The 12,744-nt window shown below is 72.8% G+C and carries 15 protein-coding genes; 10 read left to right on the top strand and 5 right to left on the bottom strand.

What is annotated here, in order from left to right; all coding sequences use genetic code 11:
* The first annotated feature begins 48 nt into the window (after positions 1-48).
* The 5 genes from ACFV3E_RS15255 to ACFV3E_RS15235 all read left to right on the top strand — a co-directional run bounded on the left by ACFV3E_RS15255 (position 49) and on the right by ACFV3E_RS15235 (position 4,688).
* Positions 49-1,167, top strand: coding sequence for an ROK family glucokinase (locus tag ACFV3E_RS15255; protein ID WP_499514778.1), 1,119 nt, complete (start codon positions 49-51; stop codon positions 1,165-1,167).
* 5 nt (positions 1,168-1,172) lie between these two features.
* Positions 1,173-1,694, top strand: coding sequence for a hypothetical protein (locus ACFV3E_RS15250; protein WP_500535116.1), 522 nt, complete (start codon positions 1,173-1,175; stop codon positions 1,692-1,694).
* A gap of 84 nt (positions 1,695-1,778) precedes the next feature.
* A complete protein-coding gene (pcaDC, locus tag ACFV3E_RS15245; protein ID WP_500535115.1) occupies positions 1,779-3,062 on the top strand; it encodes a bifunctional 3-oxoadipate enol-lactonase/4-carboxymuconolactone decarboxylase PcaDC in 1,284 nt (427 codons plus the stop codon).
* A gap of 127 nt (positions 3,063-3,189) precedes the next feature.
* Entirely contained in the window at positions 3,190-3,837 is a 648-nt protein-coding gene (locus tag ACFV3E_RS15240; RefSeq protein ID WP_500535114.1) for an MBL fold metallo-hydrolase, read from the top strand.
* A 71-nt stretch (positions 3,838-3,908) separates the two neighbouring features.
* Positions 3,909-4,688, top strand: a complete 780-nt coding sequence (locus ACFV3E_RS15235) for an exodeoxyribonuclease III (protein WP_500535113.1) — start codon at positions 3,909-3,911, stop codon at positions 4,686-4,688.
* Here the strand turns inward: ACFV3E_RS15235 and ACFV3E_RS15230 are convergent.
* Entirely contained in the window at positions 4,613-5,470 is an 858-nt protein-coding gene (locus ACFV3E_RS15230) for an SMI1/KNR4 family protein (protein WP_500535112.1), read from the bottom strand. The two genes, ACFV3E_RS15235 and ACFV3E_RS15230, sit on opposite strands and share 76 nt — an antisense overlap.
* A 109-nt stretch (positions 5,471-5,579) precedes the next feature.
* Between ACFV3E_RS15230 and ACFV3E_RS15225 the strand changes: the two genes are divergently transcribed.
* Both ACFV3E_RS15225 and ACFV3E_RS15220 read left to right on the top strand, forming a co-directional pair.
* Complete coding sequence (locus ACFV3E_RS15225) at positions 5,580-5,918, top strand: cupin domain-containing protein (protein ID WP_500535111.1); 339 nt, start codon at positions 5,580-5,582, stop codon at positions 5,916-5,918.
* 5 nt (positions 5,919-5,923) lie between these two features.
* The gene (locus ACFV3E_RS15220; RefSeq protein WP_500365157.1) at positions 5,924-6,364 is read left to right on the top strand and encodes a DUF6278 family protein; all 441 of its coding nucleotides are present in this window, start codon (positions 5,924-5,926) and stop codon (positions 6,362-6,364) included.
* 16 nt (positions 6,365-6,380) lie between these two features.
* Here ACFV3E_RS15220 and ACFV3E_RS15215 read toward each other — a convergent pair whose 3' ends face one another.
* On the bottom strand, positions 6,381-7,238 hold the full coding sequence (locus ACFV3E_RS15215) for a helix-turn-helix domain-containing protein (protein WP_500535110.1): 858 nt from the start codon (positions 7,236-7,238) through the stop codon (positions 6,381-6,383).
* A 145-nt stretch (positions 7,239-7,383) separates the two neighbouring features.
* Here ACFV3E_RS15215 and ACFV3E_RS15210 point away from each other — a divergent pair, with 145 nt between their 5' ends.
* Positions 7,384-7,905 (top strand): ATP-binding protein, encoded by a 522-nt coding sequence (locus ACFV3E_RS15210; protein WP_500357012.1) that lies wholly within the window; start codon positions 7,384-7,386, stop codon positions 7,903-7,905.
* Positions 7,906-7,934: 29 nt separating this feature from the next.
* Positions 7,935-8,219 carry a TfoX/Sxy family DNA transformation protein gene (locus tag ACFV3E_RS15205; RefSeq protein ID WP_326571765.1) on the top strand — a complete coding sequence of 95 codons (285 nt, stop codon included), beginning with the start codon at positions 7,935-7,937 and terminating at the stop codon, positions 8,217-8,219.
* 72 nt (positions 8,220-8,291) lie between these two features.
* On the opposite strand, the gene ACFV3E_RS15200 is transcribed toward ACFV3E_RS15205, so the two are convergent.
* On the bottom strand, positions 8,292-9,038 hold the full coding sequence (locus ACFV3E_RS15200; protein ID WP_500535109.1) for a GntR family transcriptional regulator: 747 nt from the start codon (positions 9,036-9,038) through the stop codon (positions 8,292-8,294).
* Positions 9,039-9,112: 74 nt separating this feature from the next.
* Positions 9,113-10,744 carry a CocE/NonD family hydrolase gene (locus ACFV3E_RS15195; protein WP_500535108.1) on the bottom strand — a complete coding sequence of 544 codons (1,632 nt, stop codon included), beginning with the start codon at positions 10,742-10,744 and terminating at the stop codon, positions 9,113-9,115.
* 209 nt (positions 10,745-10,953) lie between these two features.
* Here ACFV3E_RS15195 and ACFV3E_RS15190 point away from each other — a divergent pair, with 209 nt between their 5' ends.
* Positions 10,954-11,868: an SGNH/GDSL hydrolase family protein gene (locus ACFV3E_RS15190; protein WP_500535107.1), complete on the top strand. Its 915-nt coding sequence runs from the start codon at positions 10,954-10,956 to the stop codon at positions 11,866-11,868.
* Positions 11,869-11,919: 51 nt separating this feature from the next.
* On the opposite strand, the gene ACFV3E_RS15185 is transcribed toward ACFV3E_RS15190, so the two are convergent.
* Complete coding sequence (locus ACFV3E_RS15185) at positions 11,920-12,675, bottom strand: hypothetical protein (RefSeq protein WP_500535106.1); 756 nt, start codon at positions 12,673-12,675, stop codon at positions 11,920-11,922.
* Positions 12,676-12,744 lie beyond the last annotated feature (69 nt).

Below are 12,744 nucleotides of genomic sequence, written 5' to 3'. Positions count from 1 at the left end.
GCAGCAGTTCGGGACCGAGTCCGGGATCGGATCCACGGGGGTGAACCGATGAGCATGTACCGAGGCGCCGCCCGCTCCTCCAGCAGTTCCACACTCCTGAGCACGGTGGGCCGCCGCGAGCGCCGCTCGCACCTCACCGCGCCCCGGGTCCCCACCGTCGGCATCGACATCGGCGGCACCAAGGTGATGGCTGGCGTCGTCGACGCGGACGGCACCATCCTGGAGAAGCTGCGCACCGAGACCCCGGACAAGAGCAAGAGCCCGAAGGTGGTCGAGGACACCATCACCGAGCTCGTCCTCGACCTGTCCGAGCGGCACGACGTGCACGCTGTGGGCATCGGCGCGGCCGGGTGGGTCGACGCGGACCGCTCCCGGGTGCTCTTCGCCCCCCACCTGTCCTGGCGTGACGAGCCGCTGAAAGCCCGCCTCACCGAGCGCCTGCGGGTCCCCGTCATGGTGGACAACGACGCGAACACCGCCGCGTGGGCGGAGTGGCGCTTCGGCGCCGGCCGCGGTGAGAACGACCTCGTCATGATCACGCTGGGCACCGGGATCGGCGGCGCCATCCTGGAGGACGGCCAGGTCAAGCGGGGCCGCTACGGCGTCGCGGGCGAGTTCGGCCACATGCAGGTCGTGCCCGGCGGCCACCGCTGCGCCTGCGGCAACCGCGGCTGCTGGGAGCAGTACAGCTCGGGCAACGCCCTGGTGCGCGAGGCCCGCGAACTCGCGGCGGCGGAGTCCCCGGTCGCGTACGGGATCATCGACCGGGTCGACGGCCAGGTCCGGGAGATCACGGGGCCGCTCATCACGGAGCTCGCCCGTGAGGGTGATCCCATGTGCGTCGAACTCTTCCAGGACATCGGCCAGTGGCTGGGCGTCGGCATCGCCAACCTCGCCGCCGCCCTGGATCCTTCCTGCTTCGTCATCGGCGGCGGCGTCAGCGCGGCCGACGACCTGCTGATCGCCCCGGCCCGCGACGCCTTCCGGCGCCATCTGACGGGCCGCGGCTACCGGCCGGAGGCGCGTATCGTCAAGGCGCAGCTCGGCCCCGAGGCCGGGATGGTCGGCGCCGCGGACCTGGCGCGGCTGGTCGCGCGCCGCTTCCGGCGGGCCAACCGGCGGCGGGTCGAGCGGTACGAGCGCTACGCGAAGGTCGTCGGCAAGTGAGTGCCATGCCCCCGAGGAAGCCGCCGCGCTGGGTGCAGTGGACGGTCGTCCCGCTGCTGATCCTGGTGCCGATCGGCTACGTGATCATCTCCGCCGAGCAGAGCCGGGACAGCGGCGAGGAGAAGCAGCAGCAGGCCGCCGCCACCACGCTCACCCACCTGTGGCCCACCAAGGTGCAGCGGCGTATCTACGAGGTGCCGATCCCGTCCGGGTCGACGCCGGTGGCGTACCTGGAGACCAACAACTGGGCCTCCAGCTCCTTCTACGTGCAGTTCCGCACCAACCAGGGCGGCCTGGACACCTTCCTCGCCCAGGTCGGCACGAGCCGCTCCGCCCTCAAGGACGGCGACGTGACCGTGAGCCCGAAGCAGGCCCGCACGGTGCGCTGGACCTTCGGCACGGACCGCCGGTGGGCCGGTCTCAAGCTCAAGCAGCACGGCGACAAGCCGGACCACAACATCACGGTCGACCTCTCCGACACGGACCACCCCGTGGTCTATGTCGTGTCCACGATAAACTTCCGCTGACCGGCGCCCAGGCGCCGCAAGGGTCCCGCGCCGTCACGGGGCCCGGACGTCCGTGCCCGCGAACGCCTCGATAGCGTGGAGCGAGTGACCGACGAGCAGACCCCCAAGACCCTCCAGCACCGCATCGACGGCCCGCAGGACGCCCCGGTCCTGGTCCTCGGCCCCTCGCTGGGCACGACGTGGCACATGTGGGACCGGCAGATACCCGAGCTGACCCGGCAGTGGAGAGTGCTGCGGTACGACCTCCCGGGGCACGGTGGTGCCCCCGTCGAGCCCTCGGCCTCCACCGCCGACCTCGCCGACCGCCTGCTGCGCACCCTGGACGAGGCCGGCGTGGAGCGCTTCGGTTACGCGGGCTGCGCCTTCGGCGGCGCCATCGGCACCCAGCTCGCGCTGCGCGCCCCGCAGCGCGTCGCCTCGCTCGCGCTGGTCTCCTCGGCCGCCCGCTTCGGGACACCTGACGCATGGCGGCAGCTCGGCGTGGTCGTCCGTGCGAACGGCCTGGAGCAGATCGCCCTGAGCACCCCCGAGCGCTGGTTCGCCCCCGCTTTCCGTGCCGCCCAGGCCGCCATCGTGGACTGGTCCGTGCAGATGGCCCGCGCCGTCGACCCCGAGTGCTACATCGCCGCCTGCGAGGCGCTCGCCGCCCATGACGTGCGTGCCGAGCTGGGCCTGATCACCGTGCCGACGCTGGTCCTTGGCGGCGCCGAGGACCAGGTGACGCCGCCCGCCGACGCCCGGGCCCTGGTCGCCGGGATACCGGACGCGCGGCTCGCGGTCGTCCCCGGGGCCTCGCACCTGGTGCCGGTCGAGCAACCCGCCGCCGTGGGCGAACTCCTCGTACGCCACTTCGAGGCCACCTGGACCGGGCAGCCCGTCGCCGTGGCCCTCCCCGCGCAGCCCGTACCCGCGGCCCCCGAGCCCGTTCCGGCGGCGGCCCCCGTACGACCGGCGTCGCAGCACCGGGGCGGCACCGCGGGCGAACGCCCGGACGCGTACGCGGAGGGCGACCGCATCCGGCGTGAGCTCCTGGGCGACGCCCACGTCGACCAGGCGGCGGAGGAGGCCGAGGAGTCCGCCGGGGACTTCGAGGAGTTCGTCACCCGCTACGCCTGGGGCGAGGTCTGGAACCGGCCCGGGCTCGACCGGCGCACCCGCAGCGTCGTCACCCTGACCGCGCTCGTCGCCGGCGGCCACCAGACGGAACTGGCCGCGCACACCCGGGCCGCGCTGCGCGGCGGCCTCACCCCGGCCGAGATCGAGGAGGTGCTGCTGCACACCGCCGTCTACTGCGGGGTGCCCGCCGCCACCTCCGCCTTCGCGGTGGCGCGGCGTGTCATCCGGGAGGAGACTCGGCCACGGGAGTGAGTCCGCGCGCACGGCGGCCCGGTCGCCCCGTCAGCCCATTGCCATCTCCACCTGGATGCGGCGTGTGCGGTGCGCACGGCCCCGGCCATGATGGCCATGCAAAGGATCACCGCTCCGGAGGAGAGCCATGAAGCTGACGAAGAGGGGCCATGCCTGCGTCCGCCTGGAGAAGGACGGGCGCGCGCTCGTCATCGACCCCGGAGCCTTCACCGAGCCGGAGGCCGCGACGGGGGCGGAGGCGGTGCTCATCACGCACGAGCACGCGGACCACTTCAGCGAACAGCAGCTGCGCGCCGCCCTGGAGGCCGACCCCGCCGCCGAGATCTGGACCCTGAAGAGCGTCGCCGACCAGGTGTCGGCCGCCTTCCCGGGCCGGGTCCACACCGTCGGCGAGGGCGACACCTTCAGCGCGGCCGGCTTCGACATCGAGGTGCACGGCCAGATGCACGCCGTGATCCACCCCGACATCCCGCGCATCACCAATGTGGGTTTCCTCGTCGACGGTTCCGTCTTCCACCCCGGTGACGCGCTCACCGTGCCCGGCCGGTCCGTGCAGACGCTGCTGCTGCCGGTGCACGCCCCCTGGAGCAAGGTCTCCGAGGTCATCGACTACCTCCGCGAGGTGAAGCCGGCCCGCGCCATCGACGTGCACGACGGGCTGCTCAGCGACATCGCGCGTACCGTCTACGACCGGCTGCTCGGCCCCGACGGGCCCGGTGTCGGCGGCGCGGAGCACGGCAGGCTCGCCCCCGGCGACAGCGCCGACCTGGGCTGACGACCCGCCGCGGACGGCCCCGGGGAACGCCGCGGGGCCGGTTGTCGGAGGCGGGCGGTAGATTCGGGTCCATGCGCATCGCCACCTGGAACGTCAACTCGATCACCGCCCGCCTGCCGCGGCTGCTGCCCTGGCTGGAGAAGAACAGCCCGGACGTGCTGTGCATCCAGGAGACCAAGTGCGCCGAGGCGCAGTTCCCGTTCGACGAGCTGCGCGCCCTCGGCTACGAGACCGCCGTCAACGCCACCGGCCGGTGGAACGGCGTCGCCCTGCTGTCCAAGGTGGGCCTCGAGGACGTCGTCGTCGGCCTGCCCGGGGGCCCGCTGTACGAGGAGGTCGACGAGCCCCGCGCGGTCTCGGCGACCTGCGGCCCGGTCCGGGTCTGGTCGGTGTACGTGCCCAACGGCCGTGAGGTCGGCCACGAGCACTACGCCTACAAGCTGCGCTGGTTCGAGGCGCTGCGTGCGGCGGTCGCGCAGGATGCCGCGGGCGAGCGCCCCTTCGCCGTCCTCGGCGACTACAACGTGGCGCCCGCCGACGAGGACGTGTGGGACCCCTCGGTCTTCGAGGGGCTGACCCACGTCACCCCCGCGGAGCGGGAGGCGCTGGCGCACCTGCGCGAGGCCGGGCTCAGCGACGTGGTGCCCCGCCCGCTGAAGTACGACCGCCCCTACACCTACTGGGACTACCGCCAGCTGGCCTTCCCCAAGAACCGCGGCATGCGGATCGACCTGGTCTACGCGAACCAGGCCTTCGGCAAGGCGGTCTCCGACGCCTACGTCGACCGTGAGGAGCGCAAGGGCAAGGGCGCCTCCGACCACGCCCCCGTCGTGGTCGACCTCGACGTCTGACCGCTCCGGGGGAGGCCCACCGCGAAGCGCCCGCCGACCCTGCGCTGGAACTCGACGTAGCCGCGCAGGCCGGGCGGGCAGGGCAGGTGCAAGGTGGCCGGGTGCGCCACCTCGCGCAGGTCCACCACCAGGGCGTCGTCCGGCAGCCCGGCCAGCGCGCCGGCCAGCTCCGGGTCGGCGTCGGGCCGGGCCTGCCCCACGGGCGTGCCCCGCAGGTCGGGCCGGTAGGAGAAGACGTGCGAGGTCTCGGCGAGCCGTTCCAGCACGGCGGTGTGGTCCGGAACCGTCCCGTGCCCCCGTTCGGGATCCGGCTCCGGCTCCGGCGCCGTGCGCTCCAGGGCCGTGAGCCCCGCCCGGGCCAGCAGGGTGATCCAGTCGACCAGTGACGGCGCGACGTACGCCCAGGTGTCGAGGAAGACCCCGGTCGCGGCGAACACCCGGCCCCAGGCGCCGGTGCCCTCGTCCACGTCGACGAAGAGCGTGTCCCCGCCCGACTCGTGCAGCAGGTGCGCGGAGCCGGGCGGCCCCACCGCCCAACCCCCGGGGTGCAGACCGCGCTCCGGGGCCAGCCGGTACTCCTCCAGCCCCCCGATGCGGATCGACCGCACCCTGCCGACCAGGTGCCGCACCTCGTCGGGCAGCGGCACGCCCCACGCCGCGATCTCGGCGTCGTCCGCGCCGGGTGCCAGCCGCACCGTCCCCGGTGCCCGCGCCGCCAGTTCCTCCAGCAGCAGCCAGGCGCGGTCCGCCGCCCGTGCCCCGGCTTCCCGTTCATCCCGCATTGCATGGCCCTTCTCGCGCGGGGCAGCCTTACGTTACGTATTGTGCGGCAACGGAACGTATACAACGTGTCGTTACCGTCGGCATACGCCCGCGCGTACGCTCCCGGCCATGAAGAGCTTCTCCGTCGACATCGCCGCCGCCGTGCTCGAACCCGAACCCCTGGACCCGGAGCAGATCGTCTCCGGATCCCCGGAGGTCACCGGAACGGTGCTGTGGCAGTCGCCCGACGGCACCCGTACGAGGGGGATCTGGCAGATCACCCCGGGCGTGGTGACCGACACCGAGACGGACGAGATGTTCGTGGTCGTCAGCGGGCGGGCCACCGTCGAGGTGGAGGGCGGACCGACCCTGGAGCTCGGCCCGGGCGACGTCTGCGTCCTCCGCGAAGGAGACCGCACGACATGGACCGTCCATGAGACACTCCGCAAGGCCTACGCCATAGGCTGATGCCCATGGACATCTCCTTCCTGGACAGGTGGCGCAAACGGTACGGCGAGGTCCGCGGCGCGGCCGTACCGGAGTCCCTCGCCGAGGACCCGGAAGGAGTCGCGGAACTGCTCTCCGAGTGCGAACTGCTGCGCGCCAGGGCCGAGGCCGAGGGCGTGGAACTGGACGACACGGCCGTCTCTTTGGAGCGCCTGGACCAACTGGTGCCGCGCTGGCGCGACGACCCGGACGAGCTGTCCTGGCTCGGCAACGACGCCGGGCTCTACCTCGGCACGGTCGTCGTGCGCACCGTGCCGGGCGCGAGCTGGCAGATCTGGCCCAACGGCCGGCCCGTCATCCTGCTGGCCTCCGGCCGTGAACTCGACGTCGTCGAGGCCGGCCACGAGTGGGCGGAGAGCGGCACCCCGGAGCTGTCCCAGGTCCACGCGGAGGCGTCCGAGGCCTGAGCGCCGCCCGGCGTTCCTAGATGACGCGCTCGGCCTCGCCGAGCATGGCCTCGAACCAGCGGTCGAAGCCGTAGAGCACCGAGCCGGGCGGTGTGGCGGAGAGCCGGTAGACCAGCGAGCCCCGCGGGTCCGCCGGCGGTCCGATGACGGAGACGAAGGCGGCACCGTCGAGGCGCACCAACCGCCACACCGGCGCGGTGCGGTAGCGGTAGACCTCCAGCTGAATCGTTCCTTCTTCGGCGAGGGCGGCGAGCATGTCCTCCGCGAAGCGCAGGCTCGACGCGAAGAAGCGCGGTGTCTCGCCGACCTCCTCCGCGATCCGGGCGACCGCGGGGCTCTCCGGGTGCAGCAACAGCAGCCGCATGCGGGGGGCCCCGGTCCGGCCGTCGCGGGTCAGCGGCCCGCGCAGCAGCGAGTCGCCGAGCGCCACCAGGCCCAGGGCGCGCACGCCCACCACGTCCACCGCGTCGGCGCTCGCGGCCACCTCGCGGATCTCCGCGGCCGCCTCGGGCTTGGTCAGCGCGACCGCCGCGACCTGCGGATGGTCCATCAGGTCGCGCACACCGTACGAGCGCAGGCGGCGCGGCGCGAGTCCCATGAGCATCCGTGCGTGGTCCGGCATGCGCAGCCCCTGCGCGATCCGCTCGAACACGTCGAACCGCACCACCGAGCGGCGGCCCCGCACGATCTCGTTGACCCGGCCCTGCAGCAGCCCCGTCGCGGCGGCGATGCGCGACTGGCTCGCGCCGCCGTACTGCTGCGCGAACCGCAGGATCGCCCCGGCGTCGCGGGCCCGCAGCGCCTCCCGTATCTCCTCGCGCTCCCAGGCCCACGCGGGGATCTCGACGGCATCGCCAGAAACCGGTCCCGACATCCACGACTCCCCTCCGTACCGGCGCCGGTTCCTTCCACCGGCGTTACCAGCGGGTATGTCGTGGTGAGAATAGCGCGGGGGTATCGCGTGCACGTGTGCTTCACGGAATGCTCGGCGCCACCTACGACACCTGTGAGGTGGTCACATGGGGGACAACCTGGCCGCACAGCCCCCGTTCCGGCGCGTCGCCCCCGGCGCCGACCGCGGTGCCGGAGACGAGTCCCCTCCGGATACCCTCCATACCCACGGTCCGGCGGCCGAACCCGTCCCGGCCCCACCCGCCACCGTCCTGCTGGGCGAGGTCTTCCTGCCCGCCGACGACCTGGCGCCCGCCCAGGCGCGCCGCATCCTGGCGGCGACCCTGGACGCGTGGGATCTCGGGTACCTGATGGACCCCGCGAGCATCGTCCTCGCCGAGCTCGTCTCCAACGCCGTGCGGCACGCCGGTGGCCGGCGTGTGGGCGTCACGCTGTCGCGGCGGCTGACGCTGGTGCACATGTCGGTCCGCGACGGCTCCCGCACTCCGCCCTGCCTGGTGCTGACCGGGCGGGTCCCCGACACGACGGGGAGCGCCCGCGGTCTTCAGGTGGTTTCGGCCCTCACCTACCGCTGGGGGACAGACCTCCTGCCGGGCGGCAAGCGTGTCTGGGCCGAGATCGCCGTCTGACGGGGCGTCGGGAGGTGCATGATGGGGTCATGGACTCCCTGCAGCAGATGCCCAACATCGGCGCGGTCCTGGCCGAGCGCCTCCGCAGCGCCGGTGTGCCGGACGCCGACGAGCTGCGCCGCCTCGGATCCGGAGGGGCCTTCGCGATGATCCGCGAGGGGCTTCCCGAGGACGCCTGCACCCACACCCTGCTCGCCCTCGAGGGCGCGATCCGCGGTACCCGCTGGACCGCCATCCCCAAGGCCGACCGCGACGCCCTGGTCGGCCGGGTACTGGGCGAGGGCCACGCGGGCGCCGCAGCCGGAGGCCGTTAGCGATCGCGCGCCACCATCGGGCCGAGGGGCGCGGCCCCGCCGTGTCCTGCCACGCGCCCGTCCGGCAGCCGGTCAGGACGAGAAGTCGATGCTGTACGCCACGCGCCAGCGGTCGGCGCGGATCACCGTGTCCGAGGTCTCCACGGCGCGGTCGTCGGCGTCGAAGTACGTCCGCTGGACGGCCGTCACGCACTGGCCGTGCGCACAGCCGAGGGTCTGCGCCTCCCAGCCGGTGGCGGGCCGCGACTCCAGGACCTCGCGGGCCCGCACCACGCGGACCCCGATCGCGGCCAGCCGTCCCCGTACCCCGCGGCGGGCGTAGGGGCCGCGCTCGGGGTGCGCGACGTCCGTGCCGTCGGTGATGGCCAGCGGCTCCCAACTGGTCGCGAGCTGGACGGGCCGGCGGTTCGCCAGGTACTCGTAACGGGTCATCACCACCGGGTCGCCGGTGGCGATGCCGAGCCGCTCGGCGATGGCCGGCGGGGCGGTCGTGGTGACCGTCGAGGCCTCCCAGTCCACCGCGGCGGCGTCACCGGCGACCCGTGTGGCGAAGGGTGAGTCGACGGCGCCGGTTCCGCGGTCGAGCGTCCCGCGGGCCGAACGGTCGATCACGAACACCCCGCGCCCGAACTGCCCTTCGACGTAGCCCGCCGCCTTCAGCACGCGCACCGCCCGGTCGACGGTCTGGTCGCTCGCCTTGTAGGCCTCCTTGAGCCGGGAACGGGAGGGGATGCGGGACTCGGGCTTGAGGAGTCCCTCGTCGATCCGCCGCATGAGGTCGTCGGCGATCCACTGGTACACCGGCGCCGGCTCGGCCATCCCCGCAGTCCTCTCTCCCGCTCCTGGCACGACGTTAGGTACGCAGGCCACAGCTGCGTACCGAGGTACGCACGCTACGGGAGTGAGGGTCGGCGTAGCGGCACGGAGAGCCTTGACGGGTCCACCGCCGGGGAGGAGAAGGCCAGCCCGGAGAAGGCCGGGTTGTGCTCGATGTAGAGGGGGTCGACGGTGTCCACGACCACGGCCAGGCGGTGGCCGGCCGGGACGTCGTAGGCGGTGGAGTACAGCTCCAGGTCCACCGCGAAGGGGCTTCCCGGGGCGCGGTCGGTGAAGGTGTAGGGGGCGTGCGTGATCAGCTTGCCGATGCCGAGGGAGTTCACGTCGTACAGGTAGGCCACGAAGGTGCCCCGCGAGGCCGAGGGCGTCACCGTGGTGTGCAGCACGGGGGTGCCGCGGACCTGCTGCACGGTCTCGTCGCGGGGACTCTGCCAGACCGCGGCGAAGGCACGCGGCAACAGCGGCACGGAGACGACGGGCGGGGCCTTAGCGAGCTGGTCGGCGAGCGAGGAGAGGAAGATGATGCCGCCGTCCGCGCCCGAGTCGATGTTCGCGGCGATGCGGCGGGTGCCGTCCAGCGGCAGCTCGCGGGTGGCCGAGGGCACGGCCGACCAGCTGCCGTACCCCTCGTAGCCGCCACCGCCGCGGGAGGCCAGGCGGACCGGCAGCTCCTTGTCGATGCCGTTGTCCACGCCCTTGAGGTGGTGGTCCAGCCAGCGCCGCGTGTCGGACCAGACGTCGTTGGGCAGCCCGAACAGCCCCGTGATCTCCGGTGTCGCGTGGTCGCCAGGGCGGAATTCCAGACGCTTGGGGACGGTCAGCCGGTCGTAGAACGAGGCGAGCTGGTTGGGCGGGAAGATCGTGTCGCCCCAGGCGTTGGCGAGCATCACGGCGGTGCCGTTGGCGTTGATCCGGTCGAGGTAGGTGCCGGGGGAGCGCAGCCGGCTCCAGGCGATCAGCTCGTCCTCCCGGTCGTAGTCGGAGGCCAGGAAGTCGCCGAGCACCCGCTGGAACTCGGCGCTGGGCCGGCCCGTGAGGTATCCGGCGGCGCCCAGCAGCAGGGAGGACTGCAGGTGCTGGGTGCGGCCGCCGTAGATGGACTCGGTCAGGTCCGCCCAGCCGCTGAGTGCCGCCACCGCCTTGACCCGGGGGTCGTGCGCGGCGCCCATGAGGGTCAGCCCGGCACCGTAGGAGACGCCGGCCATGCCGATCCGGCCGGAATCGGCGGGGGTGTTGGCGAGCGTCCAGTCGATGACCTTCGAGATGTCCGCGACGTCGAGCGGCCCGGCGACGTCGATCGTCCCGCCGGAGAGGTAGAAGCCGCGAGCGGTGTAACTCACCACGACGTAACCGGAGTCGGCGAGCTTCTGTGCCTGGGCCAGGTACTGCAGGTCGTTCAGGCCCCAGCTGCTGGGGAGGACGACGGCGGGATAGCGCGCACTTGCCTCGCGACCGCCGTTACCCGAAGGGGTGAAGACGTTCCCCTTGAGGGTGATCCCGCCGGCTCCCGGGATGTCGACGAAGCGGACGGAGGGGGCGGCGGAGGTGCCCGCCGCGCGGACCGCGCCGGCCGTGGTGCCCGGGTCTGCGACCGGGGTCGCGCGCGCGGCGGGGGTCGCGATGCCCAGTGCCGCGGTGGCGAGCAGGACGGCGGAAAACGTTCCCGCGGTGGTACGAGGCGCTCTCATGGCGGCTCCAGATGTCCCCGTGACAAAGTGACTGGAGAGTAACCAGAGCCGCTTACCGTTGGTAATACGTCTGCATGTTACGCGCCAGTAACGATTGCCTTGAGCTGAGGGAACGTCAGTCCGTCGAGCGAACTTGCGACGCATCCATTGACTTCGGCCACGAGGGGCGCCGAATCTGAACCCGTCAGCGTCGACTGGGGGAGGGCCCGATGGGTGTCGGACGTGCATGGATCCTGGGAGCGGCCGCGGCGTCGGCCGCGCTCGTGCTCACCGCGGTGAGCGCGGTTCCGGCCACCGCGTTCACGCGCGACGGCCACCACCAGGGCAACGGTCACGGCAACAGCCACCGGGACGCGTACGTCGCGCTCGGGGACTCGTACACGTCGGGACCGCTCATCCCCGATCAGGTGGACGCCAATTGCGCCCGGTCGAACCGGAACTACCCCTCGCTGGTGGCTGGGCGGCTGAGAGGCACCACCCTGACCGACGTGAGCTGCGGCGGGGCCACCACCGCCGAGATGTGGAAGGCGCAGGGCAGCAACCCGCCGCAGCTGGACGCCCTGAGCCGGCGGACCTCCCTGGTCACCCTGCAGATCGGCGGCAACGACGTCGGCTTCGGCAGCATCATCCGCACCTGCGCCGGCGCCGCGGTCTCCGACCCGACCGGCAATCCCTGCGAGAAGTACTACACGGCCGGCGGAACCGACCAGTTGCGGGCCGCCGTGGAGCAGACGGCACCGAAGATCGACGCCGTGCTGGACGCCATCCACCACCGCGCGCCGGGGGCCCGCGTCGTGGTCGTCGGCTACCCGGCGCTGCTCCCCGACAGCGGGGTCGGCTGCCGCCCGGCCGTGCCCTTCGCCGACAAGGACTTCGCGTACCTCCGGGACACCGAGAAGCGGCTCAACGCCATGCTGGCCCGTCGTGCCAAGGCCGCCCACGCGACCTACGCCGACACCTACACCCCGACCGTCGGCCACGACATGTGCACGGCCCCCGGGGTCCGCTGGATCGAGCCGCTCACGCCCGCCGCTCCGGCCGCGCCCGCCCATCCCAACGCGCTGGGCGAGAAGGCCATGGCCGCTGCCGTCCTGGACCGGCTCTGCGTGCGCGGCCGCATATGACGGGGCCGCGGGGGCCCGTGCCCCCGCGGCCGCCCGCCCGGTCCCGGGCCGTCACTCCGCGGTGACGGTCACCGGCCGGGTGGCGGGGGTCTTGGCCTCGCGGGTGACGTCGGCGACGACCTCCACCACGTCGGGTCCGTAGGCGTCGGAGTTGACGACCTTCAGCAGCAGGCAGAAGGTGCCGTCCACGCCGTACTTGCGGGACAGCCGCTGGTAGTGGCGGGCGAGGTAGCGCACGGCGGCCTGGTTGGTCACCCCGCGCTGGCCGGAGGCGAGGAAGACCGGGCGGTTGTTCCCGGTGTTCTCGTCGGCGGCCAGCCGGGCCAGGAAGACGTACTCCACCTTGCCCTTCTCCATGCGGTAGGTCTCGCCGCCCACGGTCAGCGCGCCCTGGTCCTCGACGGGCCCGGTGAAGTCGTTGACCTGGAAACCGGGCAGCATGGAGCGCAGGTGCGCCGCCATGCGGTGGTTGGATATCGGACCGCCGACGCAGAACTCGGTGCGCGCGCCGAAGCCCTGCCAGGCGGTGTCGTGGGGCAGGATCTCGGCGTGCGCCCCGCACTCCTTGATCAGCGCGGACAGTTCGATCAGCGCGAAGACGTCATGGCGCGCCACGCTCCATCCCCGGGTCGAGCCCGGATCGCGGTTGATCACCAGCAGGCACTCCGAGCCGGTGGGCAGCCCGAAGAAGCGCTGTTTGCGCCGCAGCTTGCGCCGCCACAGGTACGTGCGGACGAACCAGCCCAGCGCGGCGCTGATACCGCTCGCGGCCAGTCCCAGGACGAAGTTGCGCACGTCGTCGCTCATGGGCCGGGATCGTAGTTGAGGCGTTCCTGACGAGGAAGGCAGGGTGGGGTTAGGCTGCCCGGACGGTCG

The organism is Streptomyces sp. NPDC059718, from assembly GCF_042733315.1.
Lineage (GTDB): Bacteria > Actinomycetota > Actinomycetes > Streptomycetales > Streptomycetaceae > Actinacidiphila.
This window is presented reverse-complemented; position numbering and strand designations above follow the sequence as displayed.